This is a genomic window from Bacillus sp. SJZ110, assembly GCF_006715455.1.
GTDB lineage: Bacteria > Bacillota > Bacilli > Bacillales > Bacillaceae > Bacillus > Bacillus subtilis.
Genome location: NZ_VFNF01000002.1, coordinates 545798 through 572115 on the forward strand (window position 1 = coordinate 545798; position 26318 = coordinate 572115).

A 26318-nucleotide genomic window follows, 5' to 3' on the forward strand; every position below is an offset into this window, starting at 1 on the left:
TATCGATATAGTGAAGATGATAAATGTTGGAAAGGTGCTGGATATGGAGACATTTAAAAGATTAAAAATGTATTATTGGCCGTACAGAAAAGTGTTTACGTGGTCGCTTCTAGCCATGCTTTTGATGACAGCAATTACTGTCGTTTATCCGATTATCCTGCAAATTACGATTGATGAGATCGTACTGGGACGGCAGTATCAGCTTGCGGCGTGGGTCAGCTTAGGATTTATTGCGGTAATGGTTTTGAAAGGAATGGCTACCTTTTTTCATCAGTATTTAGGTGATATGTTCGGGATCAAATCCGTTTATCGGCTGAGAAATGGTCTGTATGAAAAACTGCAGCGGCTTTCTTTTTCTTACTATGATAACGCGAAAACAGGAGATTTGATGTCCAGGCTGACTGCTGATGTTGAAGGGCTTCGTTTTTTCTTATCATACGGTCTCGCTGAGCTCATTCGATTCGGCCTGCTGGTAGCCATCAGCCTGTCGGTTATGTTTTACTATTCTGTTCCTCTCACGCTTGTGACAATAGCTGTTCTGCCATTTCTCGCGGTTGCGGTATACCGGTTTGACAAAAGAGTCCATCCCGCCTTCAGAGGCATCCGCAAATCGTTTGCGAAACTCAATACAAAAGTCCAGGAAAATATCAGCGGCATTAATACGGTTAAATCTCTTTCAAGGGAAGATTTTCAGATCAGCACTTTCAATAAAGCCAATGCAGAATACAGGGCGCAGTATTTACAAACATCATCCATCTGGTCTGCGTATTTCCCTTTAATGGAGTTCATTGGTAACATTTGTATTGTAGCTCTCCTCTCATACGGCGGTTACTTGGTTATGCAAAATCAGCTCAATCCCGGCGAGCTTGTTGCTTTCTTCAGCCTTGTCAATTATATGATGTGGCCGATTATGAACTTAGGTTTTGTCATCAATATGTTCTCTCAAGCAAAAGCGTCAGGGGAACGCCTGCTCGACATTCTGGAAAAAGAAGAAGACATTACAGATCATCCTCATGCTTTGTATAAACAAAAATTAACCGGAGATGTCCATTTCAAAAATGTTTCTCTTGCATACGGGAAAGAACAAACAAACGCGCTGTGCAATGTAAGCTTTGAGGCAAACAGCGGGAAGGTAATCGGACTGTTGGGCCCGACAGGTTCAGGCAAAAGCTCAGTGACACAGCTTCTCACCAGATTTTACAGTCCTGTTGGCGGAATGATTACCATTGATCACAAACCAATCACAGATTATTCGTTAAAAACCCTTCGCTCCAATATCGGTGTCGTACTTCAAGAATCCTTCCTGTTTTCATCTACGATTAGATCAAATATTTCGTATGGGCGGCCGGATGCCTCAATGGAAGACGTCATCGAAGCGGCAAAAAGGGCGCAGGCTCATAGCTTTATTATGGAGCTTCCTGATGGGTATGACACCATGCTGGGAGAGAGGGGAATGGGGCTTTCCGGCGGGCAGAAACAGCGTATTGCCATTGCGAGAGCCATCTGCTTGAACCCGAGCATTTTAATATTGGATGATGCCACAAGTGCAGTAGATATGCAAACGGAGCACAGCATACAGCTTGCCTTAAAAGAAGTCATGAAAAACCGCACAACCTTTATCGTCGCTCACCGCATTTCTTCACTGAAACACGCCGATGAAATTCTCGTTTTTAATAAAGGACGCATTCGTGAAAGGGGAACACATCATGAGCTTCTTGAAAAAGGCGGCTACTATAAAAAGATTTACGATTTGCAATACCGTGATGTCAAAATGATTAATGAGCCGCATGAGGTCGGATAGGGAGGGGCCAAATGAAACAAGCGAAAAAACAGGGGATTTTAGAGCGTTTCTATTACTCTTCAGATGAAATCATTGAAAAGCCGTTTAACTGGGCTCAAATGTGGCGGCTGCTGAGCTATGTCAAACCATATCGAAAAACAATTTTGCCGCTTTCTTTTCTCACCGTATTAATTGGCACTGCTGTGAAGCTTGTGATCCCCATTTTGATCGGCGTTTATGTTCTTGATCAAGCGATTACAGGAAGAAACTCGGAGCTGCTGATTCAGCTCATTTTTATTATTAGCGGTTTATATGTCCTCAATTACGCCGCCAATGTGTTAAGAATCAGGTGGATGAATCAGCTTGGCCAGCATGTCATTTACGATTTGCGACAGCATTTATTTACCCATGTGCAGCGCTTATCCCATCGATTTTTTGATCAGCGGTCGGCGGGATCGATCTTAGTCAGGATCATGAATGATATTAACTCTCTTCAGGAGCTCTTTACAAGCGGAGTCATCAATTTGTTGACCGACTTGCTGCTTCTGGCCGGCGTGATTATCATTTTGTTTACGCTGAGCCCTGAGCTGACTATTGCCATCATGGTGACATTGCCGATTATGTTTTTTATTTCAACAAGTCTCAGAAAAAAAATACGCCGATCCTGGCAAACGGTACGGCTAAAGCAATCGAAGCTCAACTCTCATCTAAACGAAAGCATTCAGGGCATCCGGGTCACACAGGCATTTACGCAGGAAGAAGAAAACATGGCGTATTTTGATGGTGTCAATCAGGAGAACTACGAATCATGGCGGGAAGCAACTAGAAAAAATGCCATGTTCCGTCCGCTTGTAGAAATGACGAATGCGATTGGGACGGCTGTCTTGATTTGGTATGGAGCCACACTCATCATGAATGAAACCATTACGATTGGCGTCTTCGTTTCTTTTGCTTTCTATCTGGGAATGTTTTGGGAACCTATTTCGAGACTGGGTCAGGTCTATAATCAGCTGTTAATGGGGATGGCATCATCAGAACGGATTTTTGAGTTTCTGGACGAAAAGCCAAATGTCAAGGAGAAGCCGAATGCCATTCATAATGAAAAGATAAATGGGGAGATCAGTTTTGAAGAGGTTGAATTTTCGTATGATGAAAAACGAAAAGCCCTTCACGCCGTTTCTTTCTCTATTCCGGCGGGCTCAACGCTTGCGCTTGTCGGGCATACAGGGAGCGGGAAGACGACGATTGCCAATTTAATCAGCCGTTTTTATGATGCGACCGGAGGCACCATTAAAATAGACGGTATACCGATTAAGGATCTTTCCCTTGCCAGTCTGCGCTCTCAAATCAGCATTGTCCTGCAAGATACATTTATTTTCTCTGGGACCATCATGGAAAATATTCGTTTTGGAAGGCCAAATGCTTCGGATGAAGAGGTGATGAAAGCGTCCCAAGCGGTCGGAGCGGATGAGTTTATTTCCGATTTAGCGGAAGGATACGCAACAGAGGTGGAGGAAAGGGGCAGCGTACTGTCTGCCGGTCAGCGTCAGCTCATTTCCTTTGCAAGAGCATTGCTCGCCGATCCGGCTATTATCATCCTTGACGAAGCAACGGCAAGCATTGATACAGAGACAGAAGTAAAAGTTCAGCAAGCGTTAAAAACGCTTCTGAAAGGGCGTACAGCAGTGATGATCGCTCACAGATTGTCTACGATCCGCGACGCCGACCGCATCATTGTTCTTGATCACGGCAGGAAAATAGAAGAAGGGAACCATGATCAGCTGCTTGCTAAAGGAGGCATTTATGCCGGGCTTGTGAAAGCGCAATACAGCACAGCGATAGAATAATATGAAAAGCCTTCAATATTGAAGGCTTTTGGAAATTTATTAGAAAAACATGAAACTTTTTGATATCCTTCCCGTACTATTTGTTAGATATTCTCAAGGAGGTTTTGAAATGGAAACGAATGTAGAAAAAAACAGCGGAACGGCGACTGAAAAGCCTTCACTTTTAGGAGTAATCACAAGTCCGTCCGTTCAATTTGAAAGAATAAGAGAAAGGCCGGCTGTGTGGGGACCGCTTTTGATTGTTGCAGCAATTATCATCGTCGGTGCCGTGCTGCAATCACTCGGTACGGATTATAGTGAGCTTTTGAAAAGCCAGGATACGCAAGGGCTATCTGCTGAACAAATGGAAACTGTCGCAACAATAACCAAAGTTGGCGGAATGGTAGGCGCTATTATCGGCGGTATCGCAGCATTATTTATTGCCCCTCTTATTTATTGGCTCTGTGTAAAAGTATCAGGCGGTGTTACGACATATAAAAAAATGCTTTCTCTCGGCCTGTTTGTCTCTTTGATTAGCAGTCTCGGATTATTGGTTAATGGAATCGTTGCTTTTACGACTGACGTGAATCCTCTTTACAGCACGACGTCACTGGCAGGGATTATCCCATCTGACGGGGCTCTTGCCAGCGTGTTAAATACCTTTGAAATTTTCAGCATCTGGAGCTTTGTATTATTAGCAATCGGACTTCACAAAACGGGAGGCATCTCCAAAAAAGCCGGGTGGATTTCAGCAATCATTCTATTCGGAATTTTAGTTGTATTTTCATTCTTTTCAGGTTTAATCAATTCTGTGGCGGGTGCATAAGCTCATGAAAAAAGTCTGGATCGGAATTGGAATCGCAGTTATAGTCGCTCTTTTTGTTGGAATCAATATATACCGGTCTGCCGCTCCAACAAGCGGCAGCGCCGGCAAGGAGATACAGACGGGGAGCGTTGAAGAAAATGAAATCTCATCAACGGTTATGGTTCCTGGCACGCTAAAATTTTCAAATGAACAGTATGTCTTTTATGAAGCGGATAAAGGGACATTAGAAGACATTAAAGTTAAGGAAGGCGATAAAGTTAAAAAGGGCACGCCTTTAGTCACCTATACAAATGAGCAGCTGAGCCTGGAAAAAGAACAGAACCAGTTAACGTCTGAATCCAACCGGCTTCAAATTGACCAAATTCAAGAAAAGTTAAAAGCCTTAGACAGCAAAGAAAGAGAACTGGAAAAACAGGTAGGAAAGAAAGAAGCAGAAAAACAAATCGAATCTGAACGGACAGAGCTTCAAATGCAGAAAAAAACAGCGGAGATCGAATTAAAACAAACCGAGCTTCAGCGGCAGTCACTTGCCAACCGGGTGTCAGATTTAGAAGTGAAAAGCGAAATTGAAGGCACCGTTATTTCTGTCAACCAAGAAGCGGCATCCAAAAAGTCAGATATTCAAGAGCCTGTCATACATATCGGCAACCCAAAAGACCTTGTCGTCTCAGGGAAATTGTCTGAATACGATACATTGAAAGTCAAAAAAGGCCAGAAGGTCACACTCACTTCAGATGTAATACAGGGTAAAACATGGAAAGGTACGGTTTCCGCAGTCGGGCTTGTTCCGGATCAGCAGGAGACCGCTGCGGCACAAGGAACAGAACAGGCGGTCCAATACCCGCTTCAAGTGAAAATAAAAGGAAATCTTCCAGAAGGAAAGCCAGGCTTTAAATTTATCATGAATATTGAAACAGATAAACGGAAAGCAAATACGCTTCCTTCAAAGGCAGTCAAAAAAGAAGATGACCAATATTATGTGTATACAGTAAAAGACGGAAAAGCAAAGCGAGTTGATGTCAAAATCGGCGAAGTGACAGATGACCTGACAGAAATTAAAGAGGGGCTTACCCAAGATGATCAAGTCATTTTGAATCCATCTGATCAGGTGACTGACGGAATGGAAGTGAAATCTTAAATGATTCAGCTTTCTAATGTGCGAAAAAGCTACCAGATCGGAAAGGAAACGTTTGATGTTCTCCATTCTATTGATTTGGACATTCATCAAGGTGAATATGTCTCGATTATGGGACCGTCAGGATCAGGAAAATCGACGATCATGAATATTATCGGCTGTCTTGATCGGCCGACTTCCGGTACATATCAATTGGACGGCGAAGACATTTCTTCATATAAAGATAAAGAACTGGCGGCAGTCCGTAACCGGTCCATCGGTTTTGTATTTCAGCAATTTCAGCTTCTTCCGCGGCTGAACGCAAAAAAAAATGTCGAGCTGCCGATGATTTATTCCGGGATAGGCAAAAAGGAACGTCAAGAGCGGGCTGAGAGAGCATTGGAAAAGGTCGGGTTAGCAGATCGAATGCTCCACATGCCCAACGAGCTGTCGGGCGGGCAGAAGCAGCGGGTGGCGATTGCGAGGGCGATCGTGAATGAGCCGAAATTGATTTTAGCTGATGAACCGACCGGCGCGCTGGATACGAAAACAAGCGAGGCGATTATGGATCAGTTTACAGCATTAAATGTCGAGGGAACGACAATCGTTCTGGTTACTCACGAGCCTGAAGTAGCAGATTGCACGAATCGGATCGTCATGGTGCGTGACGGAAACATTGTTCCTGCCAGCTCCGGACAAAGGAGTGTGGGAGAATGAGCCTGTTAGAAAACATCAGAATGGCTCTAAGCTCTGTCCTTGCCCATAAAATGCGTTCGATCTTAACGATGCTCGGCATTATCATTGGTGTAGGCTCTGTCATTGTTGTCGTTGCGGTAGGACAGGGCGGCGAGCAAATGCTGAAGCAGTCGATCAGCGGCCCGGGAAATACTGTGGAGCTGTACTATATGCCTAGCGACGAGGAGCTGGCAAGCAACCCGAACGCCGCAGCTGAATCTACGTTTACAGAAAACGATATTAAAGGTTTAAAAGGAATAGAAGGCATTAAACAAGTCGTTGCTTCGACTTCTGAAAGTATGAAAGCGCGTTATCACGAAGAAGAAACCGATGCTACGGTTAACGGAATAAATGATGGATACATGAATGTCAATTCTTTAGAAATCGAAAGCGGCAGAACATTTACCGACAATGACTTTCTCGCGGGGAATAGAGCCGGAATCATCTCTCAAAAGATGGCTGAAGAACTGTTCGATAAAACCTCCCCTTTAGGTGAAGTTGTCTGGATAAACGGACAGCCCGTTGAAATTATCGGTGTGCTGAAAAAAGAAACAGGCTTGCTTTCTTTCGGTTTAAGTGAAATGTATGTGCCATTTAATATGATGAAATCCTCTTTTGGCACAAGTGATTTCAGTAACGTATCATTGCAGGTCGAATCAGCAGACGACATAAAATCGGCAGGAAAAGAAGCAGCACAGCTGGTAAACGACAATCATGGCACAGAGGATTCGTATCAAGTGATGAACATGGAGGAGATTGCGGCCGGAATTGGCAAGGTAACGGCAATTATGACGACGATTATCGGCTCAATTGCAGGTATTTCCCTTTTGGTCGGCGGAATCGGTGTCATGAATATCATGCTCGTATCAGTCACAGAACGGACACGGGAAATTGGAATCAGAAAATCCCTCGGTGCGACGAGGGGACAGATTCTGACTCAGTTTTTAATTGAGTCAGTCGTATTGACGCTGATTGGCGGTCTGGTCGGGATTGGTATTGGATACGGAGGGGCCGCGCTTGTTTCAGCCATTGCGGGCTGGCCGTCACTCATATCCTGGCAGGTTGTATGCGGGGGCGTGCTGTTCAGTATGCTCATTGGTGTTATTTTCGGCATGCTTCCTGCAAATAAAGCTGCAAAGCTTGATCCCATTGAAGCGCTGCGTTATGAGTAGCCTCATGCAACATGCATGAGGTTTTTTTATGTTTAGTGATTTCTACTATGAATATAAAAGACTTTTTTCATTAAAATAAGAAGAAAATGTCGTACAATTGTCCTTATTTTTGTCGAATTTACAGTTTACAAACCCTATAGACATACGTTAATATGGAGAAACGTGAAAGATTTTGATAGTTATTGAATGAATTTGAATGATTTTAGTTGCCTAAACCGAAAATAGCGTTTACAATGAAATTGTATTCAAAATGAATACGTTTTCATTAGGAGGTGAAGCATGCTAACTCCTGAACGGCATCAATTGATTATTGATCAAATAGAAAAGCATGATGTGGTAAAGATTCAAGAGCTTATAAATCTGACTAATGCTTCTGAATCAACAATCAGAAGAGATTTATCGACCCTTGAAGAACGCGGTTTTTTAAAGCGCGTTCATGGTGGAGCGGCCAAGCTTTCCGATATCAGACTTGAACCCGATATGCTTGAAAAATCATCCAAAAACCTTCACGATAAATTGAAAATTGCTGAAAAAGCAGCTTCTCTTTTAGAAGAAGGGGATTGCATTTACCTTGATGCAGGCACGACGACATTGCACATGATTGATTTTATGGATAAAACCAAAGATATTGTCGTTGTCACAAACGGGGTGATGCATATCGATGCATTAATAAGGAAAGAAATTTCTTTTTATCTGCTTGGAGGATACGTAAAGCACAGAACGGGCGCGATTATTGGAGGCGCTTCACTGATTGCCATGGACCAGTACAGATTTGACAAGAGTTTTCTGGGGACAAACGGTGTCCATACAGAGGCTGGATTTACAACGCCGGACCCTGATGAGGCCCTTTTAAAACAGAAAGCGATCAAACAGGCAAAACACGCTTACGTCTTAGCAGACCCTTCGAAGTTCGGAGAAATTTCATTTTCGGCATTCGCCGGAATAGGCGACGCAACAATCATTACGACTGACGCTGAAGAGCTTACATTCGATAATTACCAAGAAAAAACTGTCGTAAAGGTAGTGAAACCATGATTTACACTGTAACACTTAATCCATCTGTCGATTATATTGTTCACGTTGAAGATTTTACTGTAGGAGGCCTGAACCGTTCTTCGTATGATACCAAGTATCCAGGGGGCAAAGGCATCAACGTATCGAGACTGCTGAAAAGACACCATGTGGCGTCTAAAGCGCTCGGATTCGTCGGCGGATTTACCGGAGAATATATCAAAACATTTTTACGGGAAGAAAACCTGGAAACAGCTTTTTCTGAAGTAAAAGGGGATACCCGTATCAATGTAAAGCTGAAAACTGGTGATGAAACTGAAATTAACGGGCAGGGACCGACAATTTCGGATGAAGATTTCAAAGCCTTTTTAGAACAGTTCCAATCTTTGCAAGAGGGAGATATCGTCGTTCTTGCAGGAAGCATTCCATCTTCACTCCCTCACGATACTTATGAAAAAATCGCAGAGGCCTGCAAACAGCAGAACGCACGAGTTGTTCTGGATATCTCAGGCGAGGCTCTTTTGAAAGCAACAGAAATGAAACCATTTTTGATGAAGCCAAATCATCATGAGCTTGGAGAAATGTTCGGCACGGCCATTACATCTGTTGAGGAAGCTGTTCCTTATGGGAAAAAGCTTGTAGAACAAGGCGCTGAACATGTAATTGTATCAATGGCCGGAGACGGAGCGCTTCTGTTTACGAACGAAGCTGTTTATTTTGCTAACGTGCCAAAGGGGAAATTGGTAAACTCAGTCGGAGCAGGGGATTCCGTTGTTGCAGGTTTCCTTGCCGGAATTTCCAAACAGCTGCCGCTTGAAGAAGCATTCCGCTTAGGAGTTACTTCAGGCAGTGCTACCGCGTTCTCTGAAGAACTTGGAACAGAAGAATTTGTCCAGCAGCTTCTTCCTGAAGTTAAGGTCACACGTCTATAGAGGAGGAAACACAAGTGAAAATAACTGAGCTTTTAACGAAGCATACGATAAAGCTTAATATTGAGAGCAAAGAAAAAGAAAATGTTATTGACGAAATGGTCACTGTTCTTGATAAGGCTGGAAAGTTAAATGACCGACAAGCCTATAAAGAAGCCATTTTAAATCGCGAAAGCCAAAGCTCCACGGGTATCGGTGAAGGAATCGCTATCCCCCATGCGAAAACGGCAAGCGTTATCAACCCGGCGATCGCGTTCGGACGTTCAAAAGACGGCGTCGATTATGAATCATTAGACGGCCAGCCGGCTCACTTAGTGTTCATGATCGCGGCGACTGAAGGCGCAAACAACACTCACCTTGAAGCATTGTCAAGACTTTCAACGCTGTTAATGCGTGAAGAAATCCGTAAGCAGCTCCTTGAAGCTGAGTCTGAAGATGCCATCATCGACATTATTAATCAGCACGATAAAGATGATGACGAAGAGGAAGAAGAAGAAGAAGCGGCACCAGCACCTGCCGGAAAAGGAAAAATTTTAGCGGTTACTGCATGTCCGACAGGTATTGCCCATACATTCATGGCTGCGGATGCCCTTAAAGAAAAAGCGAAAGAGCTTGGAGTGGAAATTAAGGTCGAAACAAATGGGTCAAGCGGCATTAAGCACAAGCTCACTGCCCAAGAAATCGAAGATGCCCCTGCAATCATTGTCGCAGCGGACAAGCAGGTTGAAATGGAACGTTTTAAAGGCAAGCGCGTACTTCAAGTTCCTGTAACGGCGGGTATCAGACGTCCGCAAGAGCTTATCGAAAAAGCGATGAATCAAGATGCGCCGATTTATCAAGGCAGCGGCGGCGGTTCAGCAGCTTCAAACGACGATGAAGAAGCGAGAGGCAAGTCTGGAAGCGGTATCGGAAACGCGTTTTATAAGCACCTGATGAGCGGTGTCAGCAACATGCTTCCGTTCGTAGTCGGCGGCGGTATTCTCGTTGCGATTTCATTCTTCTGGGGAATTCACTCTGCTGATCCGAATGATCCTAGCTACAACACGTTTGCAGCAGCATTAAACTTTATCGGCGGCGACAATGCATTAAAACTGATTGTTGCAGTTCTGGCCGGTTTCATTGCGATGAGTATTGCAGATCGTCCTGGTTTTGCGCCTGGTATGGTCGGCGGTTTTATGGCTACTCAAGCGAATGCTGGATTCTTAGGCGGCTTAATTGCCGGATTCCTTGCCGGTTATGTTGTGATTTTACTGAAAAAAGTATTTACGTTTATCCCTCAGTCACTTGATGGATTAAAACCTGTTTTGATTTACCCGCTGTTCGGTATTTTTATCACTGGCGTATTAATGCAATTTGTCGTCAATACACCTGTAGCGGCATTTATGAATTTCTTAACAAACTGGCTTGAAAGCCTTGGTACTGGAAACCTTGTGTTAATGGGTATTATCTTGGGCGGCATGATGGCGATCGATATGGGTGGCCCGCTTAATAAAGCAGCCTTTACGTTCGGTATCGCCATGATCGATGCAGGCAACTATGCGCCTCATGCAGCAATCATGGCCGGCGGTATGGTTCCTCCGCTTGGTATCGCACTTGCAACAACCATTTTCAGAAACAAATTCACTCAGCGTGACCGTGAAGCTGGTATTACATGCTATTTCATGGGAGCTGCTTTTGTAACAGAGGGAGCGATCCCATTTGCTGCGGCTGATCCGCTTCGCGTCATACCAGCTGCTGTAGTCGGTGCAGCTGTTGCCGGCGGATTAACTGAATTCTTCCGAGTAACGCTTCCGGCGCCTCATGGAGGAGTATTCGTAGCTTTCATTACAAACCATCCGATGCTTTACCTTTTAAGTATCGTGATCGGTGCTGTCGTGATGGCAATTATCCTCGGTATCGTCAAAAAACCTGTTACAGAAAAATAAGAAAAAAAGCGTCCTTGGTTCGAAAGGACGCTTTTTCTTATCCGGCCGGCAGGGAGCGCGGTTAAGTTATGTATTTTATTCTTTTTTATGATAAAGTAAAAGAAGAGAAACAACTGACATAGCAATTGTCTAGGAGGAAACACTTTGACCGAGGAAAAAAATACGAATACTGAGAAAACGGCGAAGAAAAAAACCAATACGTACCTGGAATGGGGTAAAGCGATTGTCATCGCTGTTCTGCTGGCTCTCCTGATCCGTCACTTTTTGTTTGAACCGTATTTAGTTGAAGGTTCATCTATGTATCCCACATTACATGACGGAGAAAGGCTGTTTGTGAATAAAACAGTCAACTATATCGGCGAGCTGAAGCGCGGAGATATCGTTATTATCAACGGTGAAACTTCTAAAATCCATTATGTAAAAAGATTGATCGGAAAGCCTGGAGAAACCGTTCAAATGAAGGATGACACGCTTTATATAAACGGTAAAAAAGTAGCCGAGCCTTACTTGTCTAAAAACAAGAAGGAAGCAGAAAAACTTGGTGTCAGTCTGACAGGAGACTTTGGACCGGTTAAGGTTCCGAAAGGCAAATACTTTGTCATGGGAGATAACCGGCTGAATTCTATGGACAGCCGAAACGGGCTGGGACTGATCGCGGAAGATCGAATTGTCGGCACATCGAAGTTTGTCTTTTTCCCGTTTAACGAAATGCGTCAAACAAAATAAAAACGCCTTGCTGGCCTAGGACAGCAGGCGTTTTTATTTTGAAAAAGAAGCGACCAATGCAATGCATAAAACCGTGATGAACACTGAACCGATAATAGCTAGCACACTGAAGAAAAGGTGAACCTGTTTGTTCTCTTTTCCGCGCTTTTCTAAAAGCCGTTTAGAAAAAATGTGTGAAAATATGTAAATAAGGGCTATGCCTATATATAAGCCGATATCTTTGGCGGTAAAGCCTGTTACGGCAAGGTAAAAGCCCGTAAAAAAGATCAGTAAGCAATATTCAGTAAGTGTTAAAAGCCTCAACGTGTTCCTCCATGAGAGTGTGTAATTTTCCGAGCGGATGCATTCTCTCTCTTTAATTGTAACACAGCTGGCTGGTTTGGGTGTATAAGTGTTTTCTCTCTGTTTTATCAGGGAATCATTTCTCTTGCCCTGCATTCATGGTATACTTTTATTGATGATAGACATGATGGAGGATAATAAATGATTGCTGTAAATAATGTAAGCTTGCGGTTTGCGGATCGCAAGTTATTTGAAGATGTTAATATTAAATTTACCCCAGGCAACTGCTATGGGTTAATTGGTGCAAACGGTGCCGGTAAATCAACGTTTCTAAAGGTGCTGTCAGGCGAAATCGAGCCTCAGACAGGCGACGTGCATATGAGTCCTGGCGAGCGTCTTGCCGTCTTGAAGCAGAACCATTTTGAGTACGAAGAGTATGAAGTGCTGAAAGTGGTCATTATGGGCCACAAACGCCTGTATGAAGTCATGCAGGAGAAAGACGCTATTTACATGAAGCCTGATTTCTCAGATGAGGATGGGATTCGTGCTGCTGAGCTAGAAGGTGAATTTGCGGAACTGAACGGTTGGGAAGCGGAAAGTGAAGCTGCGATCCTGTTAAAAGGCCTTGGTATCTCAGAAGATCTGCACACAAAAAAGATGGCAGACCTCGGCGGTTCGGAGAAGGTAAAAGTTCTCTTGGCACAGGCATTATTCGGCAAGCCGGATGTTCTGCTCCTCGATGAGCCGACGAACCACTTGGACCTTCAGGCAATCCAGTGGCTTGAAGAGTTTCTGATTAACTTTGAAAACACAGTTATTGTCGTATCCCATGACCGCCACTTCTTAAATAAAGTATGCACGCACATTGCCGACCTTGATTTTAACAAAATTCAAATCTATGTCGGAAACTATGATTTCTGGTACGAGTCAAGCCAACTGGCGTTAAAGCTTTCTCAAGAAGCGAACAAGAAAAAAGAAGAGCAGATTAAACAGCTTCAAGAGTTTGTCGCTAGATTCAGCGCCAATGCGTCTAAATCTAAGCAGGCTACATCAAGAAAGAAACTTCTCGAAAAAATCACGCTGGATGATATTAAACCGTCTTCCCGCCGCTATCCTTATGTTAACTTCACGCCGGAACGGGAAATCGGAAATGATGTTCTTCGCGTGGAAGGCTTAACAAAAACAATTGATGGCGTAAAGGTGCTTGACAATGTCAGCTTTATTATGAATCGAGAAGATAAAATTGCTTTCACTGGCCGAAACGAACTTGCTGTTACTACGCTGTTTAAAATCATTTCCGGGGAAATGGAAGCTGACAGCGGAACGTTTAAATGGGGTGTTACCACATCTCAGGCGTATTTTCCAAAAGACAACAGCGAATATTTCGAAGGCAGTGATCTGAACCTTGTAGACTGGCTTCGCCAATATTCTCCGCACGACCAAAGTGAGAGCTTTTTACGCGGCTTCTTAGGACGCATGCTGTTCTCTGGAGAGGAAGTCCACAAAAAAGCAAACGTACTCTCCGGGGGAGAAAAGGTCCGCTGTATGCTGTCGAAAGCGATGCTTTCTGGCGCCAATATTTTAATTTTGGATGAGCCAACTAACCATTTAGACCTAGAGTCCATTACAGCGCTCAATAACGGCTTAATCAGCTTTAAAGGCGCTATGCTGTTTACTTCCCATGACCATCAGTTTGTGCAGACCATTGCCAACAGAATTATAGAAATTACACCTAACGGCATCGTCGATAAGCAAATGAGCTATGACGAGTTCCTTGAAAATGCTGATGTGCAGAAAAAATTGACTGAACTATACGCGGAATAAAAAAAGCAGAGATTTCTCTGCTTTTTTTGATACCTAAATATGAAAGGAGATCACAACATGAAATTTTTAGTTGTCGGAGCAGGTGGAGTAGGTGGGTATATTGGCGGACGGCTTTCGGAGAAAGGAAATGATGTGACATTTCTCGTGCGCCAAAAACGAGCTGAGCAGCTGAAAAAAACCGGGCTTGTCATCCATAGTGAAAAAGGGAATGTATCATTTCAGCCCGAACTAATCAGTGCCGGAGAAACAGGGCAATTTGATGTCGTTATCATTGCTTCTAAAGCATACTCGCTTGGCCAAGTGATAGACGATGTCAAACCATTTATCCATCAGGAATCTGTCATTATCCCTTTTTTAAATGGGTACCGCCACTATGAGCAGCTATTTGCGGCATTTTCAAAAGAACAGGTGCTGGGCGGCCTGTGTTTTATAGAAAGTGCTTTAGACAACAAAGGAGAAATTCATCATACGAGCACATCGCATCGTTTTGTATTTGGAGAATGGAACGGCGAGCGTACGGAGCGGATAAGAGCGCTTGAAGAGGCATTTTCAGGTGTGAAGGCTGAAGTCATCATTAGCGGGCATATCGAGAAGGACATTTGGAAAAAGTATCTCTTTATTGCAGCGCAAGCGGGGATCACAACGTTATTTCAACGACCGCTTGGCCCAATCCTCGCCACAGAAGCCGGACGTCACACGGCCCAAACTCTTATTGGGGAAATTTGCGCTGTTTTACGAAAAGAAGGTGTTCCGGCTGATCCGGATCTTGAGGAAGAGAGCTTTCGTACGATGACCAGCATGTCTTATCATATGAAGTCCTCCATGCTTCGGGATATGGAAAACGGCCAAACGACAGAAGGCGACCACCTGCATGGATTTTTGCTTGAAAAAGCTAAACGTTTATCTCTCGCTGCACCAGTATTAGAAACAGTTTATGCGAATCTGCAAATGTATGAAGCAGAAAAATAAAAAAAGGAGGCGGAAAAGCCTCCTTTTATTTACTTAAAAAGCCCAATTTCCGTTTCTGAAGATAGGCTCTCTTTTCCCGTCTGCCGTAATTCCGTCAATATTCATATCCTTAGAACCGATCATAAAGTCCACGTGTGTAATGCTCTCATTTAGGCCTTCTTTGACAAGCTCTTCACGAGACATCTGCTTTCCGCCTTCAATATTAAAGGCATAGGCGCTTCCGATCGCCAAATGATTTGACGCGTTTTCATCAAACAGCGTGTTATAGAAAAGAATGTTTGATTGTGATATAGGCGAATCGTAAGGAACAAGTGCCACTTCACCTAAATAGTGAGAACCTTCATCTGTTTCCACCAGTTCTTTTAAAATATCCTCACCTTTTTCAGCTTTAATGTCGACTATACGGCCATTTTCAAACGTCAGGGTGAAATTTTCAATAATATTTCCGCCGTAGCTTAATGGTTTTGTGCTTGATACCACACCGTCAACCCCGTCTTTTTGCGGCAGCGTGAACACTTCTTCTGTCGGCATATTGGCCATAAACTCATGGCCGCTTTCATTCACGCTTCCCGCACCTGCCCAAACATGCTTCCTAGGCAGCTTAATTGTTAAATCAGTTCCTTCAGCTTGATAATGTAAGGCAGCGTAATGTCTCTCGTTCAAATGGTCAACTTTTTCATGAAGATTTTGGTCATGATTGATCCACGCCTGAACCGGGTTGTCTTCATTTACGCGCGTCGCTTTAAAAATTTCTTCCCACAGAAGGTGGATCGCTTCCTCCTCTGATTTGCCAGGAAACACCTTGTGAGCCCAGCCTGCTGATGCCGCACCTACGACAGTCCAGCTGACTTTGTCTGATTGAATATATTGTCTGTATGTATGTAATGCTTTGCCTGCTGCTTTTTGGAATGCCGCAATCCGTTTGGAATCTATACCTTTTAGCAAGTCTGGGTTTGACGACACAACAGAAATGAAAGCAGCTCCATTTTTGGCAAGCTCTTCTCTGCCTTTTGCTTCCCATTCAGGATATTCTTCAAATGCTTCAAACGGCGCAAGTTCGTATTTTAATTTGGCGACTTCGTCATCCTGCCAATTCACGGTGACGTTTTTTGCGCCCTTTTCATATGCGTGTTTTACAATTAAACGGACAAAATCCCGAACGTCTGTTGAAGCATTTACGACTACATACTGGCCTTTTTGAACATTAACGCCGACTTCTACCGCCAGCTGTGCATATGTATTTAATTTCTGTGAAAATGAATCCATGAATCATTCCTCCAAGCTTTTTTCTCATCATATCAAATATGATCCTATAAAGGAAAGAAGGAGCCCAAAGTGAAAAACCCAAAACGACACGTCTTGGGTTTTTCAATATTATGGATGATTCAGTTTTACAGTGCCGCCTGCAGGCGAATGAGGCATATTTGCCAAAGAAATGCTCATGCCTCCAAGAATAATTCCGCTTAAAATGGCTGCGATCGCTACTCTTCTTCCTAAATCTCTTAGCATCTGTTTCCTCCTTAACGTTTCTCCATTTCCCACAATATGAAGGAAGTGAGGAAAAAAGAAGCAAGAAATTTGCCGCGTGTGAGAATTTTGCGGGTAAAGACTATTTAATTGCCTTTTGCAGCTTATCAATCACTTCTAAAGAACGGCCTGTGCCGATTGCTACAGATTCAAGCGGGTTTTGCGCCACGTGTACAGGCACGACAATCTCTTCTGTGAGCCATTCTTTAATTCCATTAAGGAGCGCGCCGCCGCCTGTTAAAATAACGCCGCGATCAACAATATCTCCGCTCAATTCAGGCGGACAGTCCTCAAGTGTCGCTCTGATGGCTTCAAGAATATGCAGGAGGGATTCACGCATTGCATCTTGAATTTCGTTGGATTGAAGCATAATGGTTTTTGGAAGACCTGTCACGAGGTCGCGTCCCCGAATTTCCATTGCCTCTGGTATATGTTCAATCAGAGCATGGCCAATTTCCATTTTTACCTGCTCAGCTGTGCGTTCGCCGATCAGCAAATTGTATTTTTTACGGACGAAAGAAACGATATCCTCATCAAGCTGGTCTCCGCCGATCCTGATAGAATGGCAGGAAACAACGCCACCGAAGGAAATAATAGCGACCTCTGTCGTCCCTCCGCCGATATCTACTACCACATTGGCAACCGGCTCATCAACTGGTAAATCCGCTCCGATGGCGGCTGCAACTGGCTCTTCGATTAAATGAACGTTTTTCGCGCCGCAATTTTTCACCGCATCACTGATGGCGCGGCGTTCTACTGCTGTTGAGCCTGATGGTGTGCAAACGACTACGTTCGGTTTTCTGAACGACATGCCGATGCTTTTTGCGGCTTTTTTCATAATGTGCTTTAGCAGGTCAGTTGTCATATCATAGTCTGCGATCACGCCATCTTTCATCGGTCTGACAGCGACAATTTTTCCCGGTGTTTTACCGATCATGTTTTTCGCATCAGCTCCGATTGCAAGCACTGCTTTTGTCGTCGTATCCACTGCGACAACAGATGGTTCATTTAGGATAATCCCTTTATTTTTGCTGTAAACAAGTATATTAGCTGTTCCTAAGTCAATCCCGATTTCAGTTGATTGAAACATGTTTTCACCCAATCTCTATCCTAATTTAATATGATTCTACATTTAAAGTTTCTCAGAAATACTGCGATTTTTGGGGGTGTGCGTCGGTAAAGAAATGTTTTTGTAAAAAATCAAGGAACTGTGTAACAGAAGTAATACATTTTTCGGTTTTATGGAAAAAATATCTTGTAATTCTTATAGAAAGCGGGAAACTTTTTCAAAGTTTCATTCGTCTACGATATATTGAGGTACATCCTTAAAACATTACATGAGAAAAGAAACATTTAAAGGAAGAAGGGTTTTTATGAAATCAATAGGTGTTGTGAGAAAAGTAGATGAATTAGGCCGCATTGTCATGCCGATTGAGTTGAGACGGGCATTGGATATTGCCATAAAAGACAGCATTGAGTTTTTTGTTGACGGAGATAAAATTATCTTGAAAAAGTACAAACCTCATGGCGTTTGTTTAATGACTGGAGAAATCACTTCAGAAAATAAAGAATACGGCAACGGTAAAATTACGCTAAGCCCTGAGGGTGCACAGCTGCTTCTCGAAGAAATTCAAGCCGCTTTAAAAGAATAAAATTATGCTAAAAAAGGCGGAGTGATATCATCTCCGCCTTTTTTGCGTGCCAATTTTTGATTACCGCCGCCTAAGATAAGACATCAAGATATTTGGTAATGAATGATTTGGGATACTTTACATATTTTACTCAATTATTTGTCGAAGAATGGTACAATAAGTAGAGAAACACAAGCGGCAGGTGGTCATATGAGAAAATATCAAGCGCGTATCATTTCCATCATTTTGGCAATGATTTTTATAATGTTTTGGGATTATTTATTTTATTTTATAGGCAAAAACCCGATTAATTGGCCTGTTGATATTGTGTATACTGCAGTCACGCTGGTAAGTGTCTGGATGCTGGCTTATTATATTGATGAGAAACAGCAGCTGGTTAAGAAAATGAAGGATAACGAATGGAAGTATAAACAGCTTTCAGAAGAAAAAAACCGCATCATGGATAATTTGCAGGAAATCGTATTTCAAACGAATGCAAAAGGCGAAATTACATATTTAAACCAAGCGTGGGCATCAATAACCGGCTTTTCAATCAGTGAATGTATGGGAACGATGTATAATGATTACTTCATAAAAGAAAAGCACGTAGCCGACCACATTAACACCCAAATTCAAAACAAAGCGTCTTCTGGCATGTTTACGGCAAAATACGTGACAAAAAACGGCACGATTTTTTGGGGAGAAGTTCATTATAAACTTTACTATGACCGGGATGACCAATTTACAGGCAGCCTGGGTACAATGTCAGATATCACTGAGCGGAAAGAGGCTGAAGATGAGCTCATTGAGATTAATGAACGGCTGGCGAGAGAATCCCAGAAACTATCAATCACAAGTGAACTTGCCGCAGGTATTGCTCATGAGGTCAGAAACCCTTTAACATCTGTCAGCGGTTTCCTCCAGATTATGAAAACACAATATCCGGACAGAAAAGACTATTTTGACATCATCTTTTCAGAGATTAAAAGAATTGATTTAGTGCTCAGCGAGCTGCTGCTGCTTGCAAAACCGCAGGCAATCACATTTAAAACACACCAGCTTAATGAGATCTTGAAACAAGTCACGACATTGCTTGATACCAATGCAATTCTGTCCAATATCGTCATAGAGAAAAATTTTAAAGAGACAGATGGCTGTATGATTAATGGAGACGAAAATCAGCTGAAGCAGGTCTTTATCAACATCATTAAAAACGGAATTGAGGCAATGCCAAAGGGCGGTGTCGTAACCATTTCAACTGCTAAAACCGCCTCTCATGCAGTGATAAGCGTAAAGGATGAAGGAAACGGCATGCCGCAGGAAAAGCTGAAGCAGATTGGCAAACCTTTTTATTCAACAAAAGAAAAGGGCACTGGACTGGGACTTCCCATTTGTTTGAGAATCCTGAAGGAACATGACGGGGAATTGAAAATCGAAAGTGAAGCTGGAAAAGGCAGCGTCTTTCAAGTGGTTTTGCCTTTAAAATCAGACAGCTGAGAGGAGAAAAATAAAGTGAACTCGCTTCTGTTTGTATACGGGACATTAAGAAAGCATGAAAAAAACCATCATTTGCTGGCACAATCGGCATGTATTAATGAGCAGGCGAGAACAAAGGGAAGTTTGTTTGCTGCAAAAGAGGGGCCCACAGCTGTTTTAAATGGTGAAGGCTATATATACGGCGAAGTATATGAAGCAGATGAATTGTGTATACATAAGCTCGATCAATTTTTTCAAGGATATCATAAACAAACGGTGTTTGTAGAAACGGATGTCGGGATTAAAAATGCGCTTATTTATTTTATGAACAAAGAAGGGTGTGCAGGTTTTACGAAAATAAGCAGCGGCGACTGGAAAGAACATCAGATGATCAGCAAATCGAAAAATCCCATTTATTATTTTGCCTATGGATCATGCATGGATAATGCCCGCTTTCAAAAAGCGGGAGTCGATCACTATTTTCAAGATCCAGTAGGAAGAGCTGTTTTAAAAGGATACACAACCCGCTTCACGCTAAAAAGGGAAGACGGTTCAAGAGCGGACATGTTGGAAGACGGAGGAACAACAGAAGGCGTTTTATACCGTATCCCTTATTCTGCTCTCTCCTATCTATTTAAAAGGGAGGGCGTCGAATCTCTTACGTATCGGCCAGCATTTGTAGACGTTGAAGCTGGCGGAAGGCACTACAAAGACTGCTTAACCTTTCTCGTCCTCCAAAAAGAAGCGGAAATTGCCCCGCCTCGGCACTATCAGATTGAAATCGAACGCGGAGCGGAGCTGTATTTGTCGCCTGAGTTTACTGAAAAGCTCAAGCGGCATATGAATTCGCTGCCAAAAGGATAACACTGTAACAAAAGAATATGATAAAATTTGATCAATATCATGTCATATAAAGGAGCACCACGATGAAAAAAGAATTTGCGGTAATTGGGCTGGGCCGTTTTGGTGGCAGTATTTGCAAAGCATTAAGCGAAGAAGGCGTCGAGGTTATGGCAATGGATATCGATGAAGATAAAGTCAACGAGTATGCCAAGATTGCATCTCACGCAGTTATCGGTGATTCGACAGACGAATCTGTCCTGAAAAATTTAGGCCTGCGAAATTTTGACCACGTTATTGTAGCAATCGGGGAAAATATTCAAGCGAGTATTTTAACGACACTCATTCTGAAAGAACTTGGCGTCCATACGATTACAGTTAAAGCGCAGAACGATTATCACGAAAAAGTGCTGTCTAAAATTGGCGCGGATCACATCGTCCACCCAGAACGCGATATGGCAAAACGAATTGCGCATAATATCGTGTCCAACAATGTACTTGACTATTTGGAGCTGTCTGAAGAGCATAGTCTTGTTGAAATCGTAGCTAACAGCCGCCTGGCTGGAAATACACTTCTCGATTTAGATATTCGCGCAAAATACGGTATTAATATCGTAGCCATAAAAAGGGGCAAGGAAGTCATCGTATCACCGCTTGCAACCGAAGTCATCCACCAAGAAGATATACTCATTGTTATTGGATCAGTTACAGACATCTCCCGTTTTGAAAAAAGAGTTCTTCATACTAAATAGCAGTCAAATAAGCCGTCCTCAAAGGGCGGTTTTTCGTATTATCAGAATATAACAACTTTAATGAACTGAGCGCCAATTTCTTAAAATTTCATTGACTAAGCACAGGCGTTCCGATAGCATATTGTACCATATAATAAAAAAGAGGAGGGGCCTATTTGAATAAAGAAGCGCTAGTCAATAGGCTGAATGCTTCAGCCCAAAGACAAAAAGCTGATATCGTCATTAAGAACGGAAAAATCATGGACGTATATAATCAAGAATGGATATATGAAGATATTGCGATTACAGATGGAGTTATTGTAGGCCTCGGTGAGTATGAAGGTGAAAATACCATTGATGCAGAGGGACAAATGATTGTTCCGGGTTTTATTGATGGACATGTACATATTGAGTCGTCAATGGTTACACCGATTGAGTTCGCTAAAGCAGTGTTGCCTCATGGCGTGACGACGGTTGTTACAGATCCGCATGAGATCGCGAATGTGTCTGGTGAAAAAGGGATTGTGTTTATGCTTGAACAAGCTCGGCATACACCGCTGAATATCCATTTTATGCTTCCTTCCAGTGTGCCTGCCGCAAGTTTTGAGCGATCAGGCGCAATTCTTAAAGCTGCAGATCTCAAGCCTTTTTATGAAGAAGAAGAAGTATTAGGACTGGCTGAAGTTATGGATTATGTGTCGGTTCAGCAGGCTGAAGAAGACATGGTTCAGAAACTGCTCGATGCCCGTGTTGCAGGAAAACGGATAGACGGTCATTTAGCTGGTTTATCAACAGACCTCATTAACATTTACAGAACCGCATTTGTCTTAAATGACCATGAAGTAACATCGAAGGAAGAAGCCCTTGATCGTATCAGAAGGGGCATGTATGTCATGATGCGTGAAGGATCAGTCGCCAAAAACACGCTCAATGTGCTGCCGGCGGTGAATGAAAAGAACGCACGCCGGTTCTTTTTTTGTACGGATGATAAGCATGTGGATGATTTATTGTCAGAGGGAAGTGTAAACCATCAGGTGAAAATGGCGATTCAAGCCGGACTTGATCCGTTTTTAGCCTATCAATTAGGAAGCCTCAATGCGGCCGAATGCTACGGATTAGATACAAAGGGAGCGATTGCCCCGGGTTTTGACGCTGATTTGCTCTTTGTATCTGATCTGGAAAATGTCACTGTCACAATGACGATGGTAAAAGGGCAGACTGTTGCTGAAGACAGCAAAGCGGTCTATCATGATTATGCTTCAACTGCAGCACCAGATCAGGCACTGCTTGATTCTGTTAAGCTTGCTGATCCTCTTAACAAACAGGATTTTCATATGCCAATCGATTCAGAGCAGCAGATCAATGTCATTCAAATCATACCAAATCAGCTTGAAACAAGATTAGTACAAGTTCCGGCTCCTGTTGCCCGCGAATTTGAGCCTGACACTGAGCTTGATTTGTTAAAGATTGCAGTTGTTGAGCGGCATAAAGGATTAAAAGAAACCGGACTTGGTGTTGTGAAAGGTTTTGGATTCAAGAGCGGAGCGATTGCCACAACCATTTCACACGACTCCCATAATATTATTGCTGTCGGAACGAATGATGAGGATATCGCGGCGGCAGTTAATAAGCTGCAGGAAATTGGCGGAGGATTAACGATTATAAAAAATGGGGAAGAGCTCCATTCAGTACCGCTGCCGATTGCAGGGTTATTATCCGAGCATTCTGCGGAGCAAGTGAATCAAAGCTTGCTGACGCTGCATGATAAATTGCCGTTAATCGGTTTCACAGGCGGATTTAATCCATTTTTGACATTGTCGTTTTTAGCGTTGCCTGTCATTCCTGATATTAAAATGACGACTACGGGCTTATTCGATGTAAAATCATTTCAACACATATCACTGCAATAAAAAGAGGCACTCCCTTAGGGAGTGCCTCTTTTTTTAAACCTCCATAATGATCGGCAGGATCATTGGACGGCGCTTTGTTTTTTCGTACAAGAAAGGTGCAAGCGTGTCTGTAATCTCGTTTTTGATTTCAGACCATTGAGTCGTTTTTCGTTCCATTACTTTTTGTAAGTGATTTGAAATGAGCTCTTGAGCGTCGTTGATCAAGTCGCCAGATTCTCTCATGTACACAAATCCTCTGGAAATCAAATCTGGGCCCGCTGAAATCTTGAAGTCGTCCATGTCAATGCTGACAACAACGATGACAAGTCCTTCTTCAGAGAGAATTCTGCGATCACGAAGTACGATATTGCCAATATCACCGATACCGCTTCCGTCAATGTACACTGAACCGGACGGGATTTTTCCTGCAACTGAAGCCTCGTCGCCTTTAAGCGCTAATACTTCACCATTATCCATGATAAAGCAGTTTTCCTCTGGGATGCCACAATCTGTTGCAAGTTTGACATGCATCTTTTGCATTCTGTACTCACCGTGAATCGGCATGAAGAATTTAGGCTTGATTAAACGAAGCATCAGCTTCTGTTCTTCCTGTCCGCCGTGACCGGATGTATGGATATCGTTAAGAGGGCCGTGAATAACCTCAGCACCCGCACGATACAGCTGGTTGATTGTTCGACTCACGCTGATTGTGTTGCCTGGGATAGGGGATGAAGAAAATACGACTGTATCCCCAGGATTGATTGAAATTTGGCGGTGTGTGCCGTTTGCAATTCTTGATAACGCCGCCATTGGTTCCCCTTGGCTTCCTGTACATAAAATTGTTACTTTATTAGCAGGCATACGATTGATTTCGTTATGCTCAATAAACGTATTTTTAGGACAGTTAATATAACCGAGTGTCTGTCCTATTTCGATAGCCGATTCCATACTGCGTCCAAATACGGCAACTTTTCTTCCATTTTGTACAGCAGCTTCAATTACCTGCTGCAAGCGGTGAATATTCGACGCAAATGTAGCGAAGATAATTCGGCCGTCCACCTTGCGGAAAATGTCATGAATGCTTTCTCCTACACGGCGCTCAGACATGGTAAACTCCGGATTTTCACTGTTTGTGCTGTCTGAAAGAAGGCACAAAACGCCTTCTTTACCGATTTCGGCCATTTTCGTTAAGTTTGCCGGCTCGCCGACTGGAGTAAAGTCGAATTTAAAATCCCCAGTATGTACGATGTTTCCGGGCGGCGTTTTTACAACAATGCCGTAGGAATCCGGAATACTGTGTGTTGTTCTGAAGAATGACACAGCCGTTTTGCGGAACTTTACAATATCATCCTCGCCGATAATGTTCAGTTTCGTCTGTCTTAATAATCCATGCTCTTCAAGTTTATTCCGAAGTAAGCCGATCGCGAGTTTTCCGCCGTATACAGGAATATTCACTTGTCTGAGCAGGTATGGAATACCGCCGATGTGGTCTTCGTGCCCGTGGGTGATAAAAAGCCCTTTAATTTTATCTTCGTTTTTGACTAAATACGTATAATCAGGGATGACGTAGTCAATTCCGAGCAGTTCGTCCTCGGGAAACTTGATCCCCGCATCAATCAGCACAATTTCATCCTGGAATTGCACCGCGTACGTATTTTTACCGATTTCGCCCAAACCTCCGAGGGCGAAAACAGCAGTCTGATCATTTTTTACAAATTTCATACCGCTCATAACTCCAATACTTTAAAATTTTCGCTCTGTTGTTCATATTCTAAGAATGCACCATCAACAGGTGTAATAAACTCAATATTAAATTTCTTTTCTTTCAGCTTTGTTCTGACGTCACGCTCAGATACGCCTTCAATATAAAGTGAATCTGTCTTTTCCCGAACAGGTACTTCGTCAGCCTTCTCTTGATAAAATACCTTATAAATCATTCCAAATCTCTCCTTAAATGCCGTATGTTAGACTCGCTCATTCTATTATATTCGAAAACAGAATATAAGGAAAGCCTTGAGCAAAATAAGGATCTCTCAAAAAGTGAAAGATCCCTTGTCAGGCAATTGCTTTCTTACGGAGCATTCCGTTCCATTGTCTTCTGAGTTTCTTTCTTAATTTACGCAGCATTAGCCAGTCCCTCCTTTAATGAAAAATTTGTCCCAGAGTTCTTTTATACAAATAGTATACGGAGATTGAGGAAGACTTTTCGTGGTTATTAATGGAATTTAATATGATTTTTGAACGAAATTGTTTGCTGAATGACAATCTTTTTGTATGATGAGGGTGGGAATTGCAGACCAAGACGATAAAGGGGAAGTTGCGATGGATTCTAAATTAATCTTTTTTGATATTGACGGCACAATATATGATCATGATAAGAATATACCGGAAAGTACAAGAAAAACCGTGGCGGAGCTGCAACGCCAAGGGCATCATGTGTTTATTGCCAGCGGCCGGTCTCCATTTTTGGTTAAGCCGATTTTGGAGGAGCTGGGCATCCACTCATTTATTTCCTACAATGGACAGTTTGTTGTCTTTGAAAATCAAGTGATTTATAAAAATCCGCTGCCTGAAGATGCAATCAGACGATTATTAAAGCAGGCGGATGAAGGCAAGCATCCTGTTGTGTTTATGGCCGAGGACACGATGAAAGCGACTGTTGCGGATCACCCTCATGTTCTCGAGGGAATCGGCAGCCTTAAAACCGATTACCCAGAGACCGATGACCTTTTTTATGAAGGAAAAGAAATTTTTCAGCTTCTTTTATTTTGTCAGGATGAAGAAGAAAAAGCTTATGCCGCTTTTCCTGAGTTTGATCTAGTTCGCTGGCATGAGCTATCGACTGATGTTCTGCCGCACGGAGGTTCGAAGGCAGAAGGAATCAAAAAAGTGATTGAGCGTCTTCCGTTTGATATCGGCGATACATATGCTTTCGGCGACGGATTAAATGATCTGCAAATGATTGAATATGTAGGGACAGGCGTTGCTATGGGAAATGCTGTTCCCGAACTGAAAGAAATCGCGGACTTTGTAACAAAGCCGGTGGACGAAGATGGAATTGCATACGCTGTCAAAGAATTGGGCCTTTTAAAATAAAGAAACGGC

General features: G+C 43.0%; 24 protein-coding genes. 18 read left to right on the forward strand and 6 right to left on the reverse strand.

From position 1 onward, the window contains the following. The first annotated feature begins 43 nt into the window (after nt 1–43). The 10 genes from FB592_RS08460 to sipT all read left to right on the forward strand — a co-directional run bounded on the left by FB592_RS08460 (nt 44) and on the right by sipT (nt 12044). Nucleotides 44–1801, forward strand: coding sequence for an ABC transporter ATP-binding protein (locus tag FB592_RS08460; RefSeq protein WP_103803561.1), 1758 nt, complete (start codon nt 44–46; stop codon nt 1799–1801). Nucleotides 1802–1812: 11 nt separating this feature from the next. Further along, on the forward strand, nt 1813–3627 hold the full coding sequence (locus FB592_RS08465; RefSeq protein ID WP_103803560.1) for an ABC transporter ATP-binding protein: 1815 nt from the start codon (nt 1813–1815) through the stop codon (nt 3625–3627). 109 nt (nt 3628–3736) lie between these two features. Beyond that, nucleotides 3737–4432: a YknW family membrane protein gene (gene yknW, locus FB592_RS08470; protein ID WP_038829596.1), complete on the forward strand. Its 696-nt coding sequence runs from the start codon at nt 3737–3739 to the stop codon at nt 4430–4432. Nucleotides 4433–4436: 4 nt separating this feature from the next. Then, a complete protein-coding gene (locus tag FB592_RS08475) occupies nt 4437–5570 on the forward strand; it encodes an efflux RND transporter periplasmic adaptor subunit (protein WP_085186124.1) in 1134 nt (377 codons plus the stop codon). After that, complete coding sequence (gene yknY / locus FB592_RS08480) at nt 5571–6263, forward strand: ABC transporter ATP-binding protein YknY (RefSeq protein WP_103803559.1); 693 nt, start codon at nt 5571–5573, stop codon at nt 6261–6263. Next, a complete protein-coding gene (gene skiZ / locus FB592_RS08485) occupies nt 6260–7453 on the forward strand; it encodes a sporulation-delaying-protein transporter subunit SkiZ (RefSeq protein ID WP_015252177.1) in 1194 nt (397 codons plus the stop codon). The genes yknY and skiZ overlap by 4 nt, the downstream gene beginning before the upstream one ends. Nucleotides 7454–7732: 279 nt before the next feature. After that, nucleotides 7733–8488 (forward strand): DeoR/GlpR family DNA-binding transcription regulator, encoded by a 756-nt coding sequence (locus FB592_RS08490; protein WP_014476685.1) that lies wholly within the window; start codon nt 7733–7735, stop codon nt 8486–8488. Next, nucleotides 8485–9396, forward strand: a complete 912-nt coding sequence (pfkB, locus tag FB592_RS08495; RefSeq protein ID WP_003244923.1) for a 1-phosphofructokinase — start codon at nt 8485–8487, stop codon at nt 9394–9396. The genes FB592_RS08490 and pfkB overlap by 4 nt, the downstream gene beginning before the upstream one ends. 14 nt (nt 9397–9410) lie before the next feature. Then, the gene (locus FB592_RS08500) at nt 9411–11318 is read left to right on the forward strand and encodes a PTS fructose transporter subunit IIABC (RefSeq protein WP_038829599.1); all 1908 of its coding nucleotides are present in this window, start codon (nt 9411–9413) and stop codon (nt 11316–11318) included. Nucleotides 11319–11462: 144 nt separating this feature from the next. Then, entirely contained in the window at nt 11463–12044 is a 582-nt protein-coding gene (sipT, locus tag FB592_RS08505; protein ID WP_003232348.1) for a signal peptidase I sipT, read from the forward strand. Between the two features lie 33 nt (nt 12045–12077). Here the strand turns inward: sipT and FB592_RS08510 are convergent, their stop codons facing one another. Continuing rightward, nucleotides 12078–12347 (reverse strand): hypothetical protein, encoded by a 270-nt coding sequence (locus tag FB592_RS08510; protein ID WP_003232345.1) that lies wholly within the window; start codon nt 12345–12347, stop codon nt 12078–12080. A 180-nt stretch (nt 12348–12527) separates the two neighbouring features. Between FB592_RS08510 and FB592_RS08515 the strand changes: the two genes are divergently transcribed. After that, the gene (locus tag FB592_RS08515) at nt 12528–14150 is read left to right on the forward strand and encodes an ABC-F family ATP-binding cassette domain-containing protein (RefSeq protein ID WP_003232344.1); all 1623 of its coding nucleotides are present in this window, start codon (nt 12528–12530) and stop codon (nt 14148–14150) included. A gap of 57 nt (nt 14151–14207) precedes the next feature. Beyond that, nucleotides 14208–15119: a ketopantoate reductase family protein gene (locus FB592_RS08520; RefSeq protein ID WP_103803558.1), complete on the forward strand. Its 912-nt coding sequence runs from the start codon at nt 14208–14210 to the stop codon at nt 15117–15119. Between the two features lie 33 nt (nt 15120–15152). On the opposite strand, the gene FB592_RS08525 is transcribed toward FB592_RS08520, so the two are convergent. From FB592_RS08525 to mreBH, 3 genes are all read right to left on the reverse strand, one after another. Then, on the reverse strand, nt 15153–16385 hold the full coding sequence (locus FB592_RS08525) for an aminopeptidase (protein ID WP_003232341.1): 1233 nt from the start codon (nt 16383–16385) through the stop codon (nt 15153–15155). Nucleotides 16386–16493: 108 nt separating this feature from the next. Then, nucleotides 16494–16628: a protein YkpC gene (locus tag FB592_RS08530; protein ID WP_003238865.1), complete on the reverse strand. Its 135-nt coding sequence runs from the start codon at nt 16626–16628 to the stop codon at nt 16494–16496. Between the two features lie 100 nt (nt 16629–16728). Continuing rightward, the gene (mreBH, locus tag FB592_RS08535; RefSeq protein WP_003245743.1) at nt 16729–17736 is read right to left on the reverse strand and encodes a cell shape-determining protein MreBH; all 1008 of its coding nucleotides are present in this window, start codon (nt 17734–17736) and stop codon (nt 16729–16731) included. Between the two features lie 283 nt (nt 17737–18019). Between mreBH and abhA the strand changes: the two genes are divergently transcribed. The 5 genes from abhA to ade all read left to right on the forward strand — a co-directional run bounded on the left by abhA (nt 18020) and on the right by ade (nt 23234). Then, a complete protein-coding gene (abhA, locus tag FB592_RS08540) occupies nt 18020–18298 on the forward strand; it encodes a transcriptional regulator AbhA (protein WP_003244728.1) in 279 nt (92 codons plus the stop codon). A 189-nt stretch (nt 18299–18487) separates the two neighbouring features. Continuing rightward, entirely contained in the window at nt 18488–19774 is a 1287-nt protein-coding gene (gene kinC, locus FB592_RS08545; RefSeq protein WP_003232333.1) for a two-component sensor histidine kinase KinC, read from the forward strand. Nucleotides 19775–19789: 15 nt separating this feature from the next. Continuing rightward, nucleotides 19790–20617, forward strand: a complete 828-nt coding sequence (locus tag FB592_RS08550) for a gamma-glutamylcyclotransferase family protein (RefSeq protein WP_038829604.1) — start codon at nt 19790–19792, stop codon at nt 20615–20617. A gap of 62 nt (nt 20618–20679) precedes the next feature. Beyond that, entirely contained in the window at nt 20680–21345 is a 666-nt protein-coding gene (gene ktrC, locus FB592_RS08555; RefSeq protein ID WP_003222311.1) for a Ktr system potassium transporter KtrC, read from the forward strand. A 155-nt stretch (nt 21346–21500) separates the two neighbouring features. Then, entirely contained in the window at nt 21501–23234 is a 1734-nt protein-coding gene (gene ade, locus FB592_RS08560) for an adenine deaminase (RefSeq protein ID WP_103803448.1), read from the forward strand. 33 nt (nt 23235–23267) lie between these two features. Here ade and rnjA read toward each other — a convergent pair whose 3' ends face one another. Both rnjA and rnpZA read right to left on the reverse strand, forming a co-directional pair. Further along, entirely contained in the window at nt 23268–24935 is a 1668-nt protein-coding gene (rnjA, locus tag FB592_RS08565; RefSeq protein WP_003245660.1) for a ribonuclease J1, read from the reverse strand. 5 nt (nt 24936–24940) lie between these two features. Continuing rightward, the gene (gene rnpZA / locus FB592_RS08570; protein ID WP_003222303.1) at nt 24941–25150 is read right to left on the reverse strand and encodes an RNA polymerase subunit omega 1; all 210 of its coding nucleotides are present in this window, start codon (nt 25148–25150) and stop codon (nt 24941–24943) included. A gap of 385 nt (nt 25151–25535) precedes the next feature. Here rnpZA and FB592_RS08575 point away from each other — a divergent pair, with 385 nt between their 5' ends. Beyond that, on the forward strand, nt 25536–26309 hold the full coding sequence (locus FB592_RS08575) for a Cof-type HAD-IIB family hydrolase (RefSeq protein ID WP_015252170.1): 774 nt from the start codon (nt 25536–25538) through the stop codon (nt 26307–26309). The last annotated feature ends 9 nt before the right edge of the window (nt 26310–26318 follow it).

Bases quoted from the DNA above. Each gene is read 5' to 3' on its own strand.
- FB592_RS08460 (WP_103803561.1), top strand. From the start codon at position 44: ATGGAGACATTTAAAAGATTAAAAATGTATTATTGGCCGTACAGAAAA.
- FB592_RS08465 (WP_103803560.1), top strand. From the start codon at position 1,813: ATGAAACAAGCGAAAAAACAGGGGATTTTAGAGCGTTTCTATTACTCT.
- yknW (WP_038829596.1), top strand. From the start codon at position 3,737: ATGGAAACGAATGTAGAAAAAAACAGCGGAACGGCGACTGAAAAGCCT.
- FB592_RS08475 (WP_085186124.1), top strand. From the start codon at position 4,437: ATGAAAAAAGTCTGGATCGGAATTGGAATCGCAGTTATAGTCGCTCTT.
- yknY (WP_103803559.1), top strand. From the start codon at position 5,571: ATGATTCAGCTTTCTAATGTGCGAAAAAGCTACCAGATCGGAAAGGAA.
- skiZ (WP_015252177.1), top strand. From the start codon at position 6,260: ATGAGCCTGTTAGAAAACATCAGAATGGCTCTAAGCTCTGTCCTTGCC.
- FB592_RS08490 (WP_014476685.1), top strand. From the start codon at position 7,733: ATGCTAACTCCTGAACGGCATCAATTGATTATTGATCAAATAGAAAAG.
- pfkB (WP_003244923.1), top strand. From the start codon at position 8,485: ATGATTTACACTGTAACACTTAATCCATCTGTCGATTATATTGTTCAC.
- FB592_RS08515 (WP_003232344.1), top strand. From the start codon at position 12,528: ATGATTGCTGTAAATAATGTAAGCTTGCGGTTTGCGGATCGCAAGTTA.
- FB592_RS08520 (WP_103803558.1), top strand. From the start codon at position 14,208: ATGAAATTTTTAGTTGTCGGAGCAGGTGGAGTAGGTGGGTATATTGGC.
- FB592_RS08525 (WP_003232341.1), bottom strand. From the start codon at position 16,385: ATGGATTCATTTTCACAGAAATTAAATACATATGCACAGCTGGCGGTA.
- FB592_RS08530 (WP_003238865.1), bottom strand. From the start codon at position 16,628: ATGCTAAGAGATTTAGGAAGAAGAGTAGCGATCGCAGCCATTTTAAGC.
- mreBH (WP_003245743.1), bottom strand. From the start codon at position 17,736: ATGTTTCAATCAACTGAAATCGGGATTGACTTAGGAACAGCTAATATA.
- abhA (WP_003244728.1), top strand. From the start codon at position 18,020: ATGAAATCAATAGGTGTTGTGAGAAAAGTAGATGAATTAGGCCGCATT.
- kinC (WP_003232333.1), top strand. From the start codon at position 18,488: ATGAGAAAATATCAAGCGCGTATCATTTCCATCATTTTGGCAATGATT.
- ktrC (WP_003222311.1), top strand. From the start codon at position 20,680: ATGAAAAAAGAATTTGCGGTAATTGGGCTGGGCCGTTTTGGTGGCAGT.
- rnjA (WP_003245660.1), bottom strand. From the start codon at position 24,935: ATGAAATTTGTAAAAAATGATCAGACTGCTGTTTTCGCCCTCGGAGGT.
- rnpZA (WP_003222303.1), bottom strand. From the start codon at position 25,150: ATGATTTATAAGGTATTTTATCAAGAGAAGGCTGACGAAGTACCTGTT.
- FB592_RS08575 (WP_015252170.1), top strand. From the start codon at position 25,536: ATGGATTCTAAATTAATCTTTTTTGATATTGACGGCACAATATATGAT.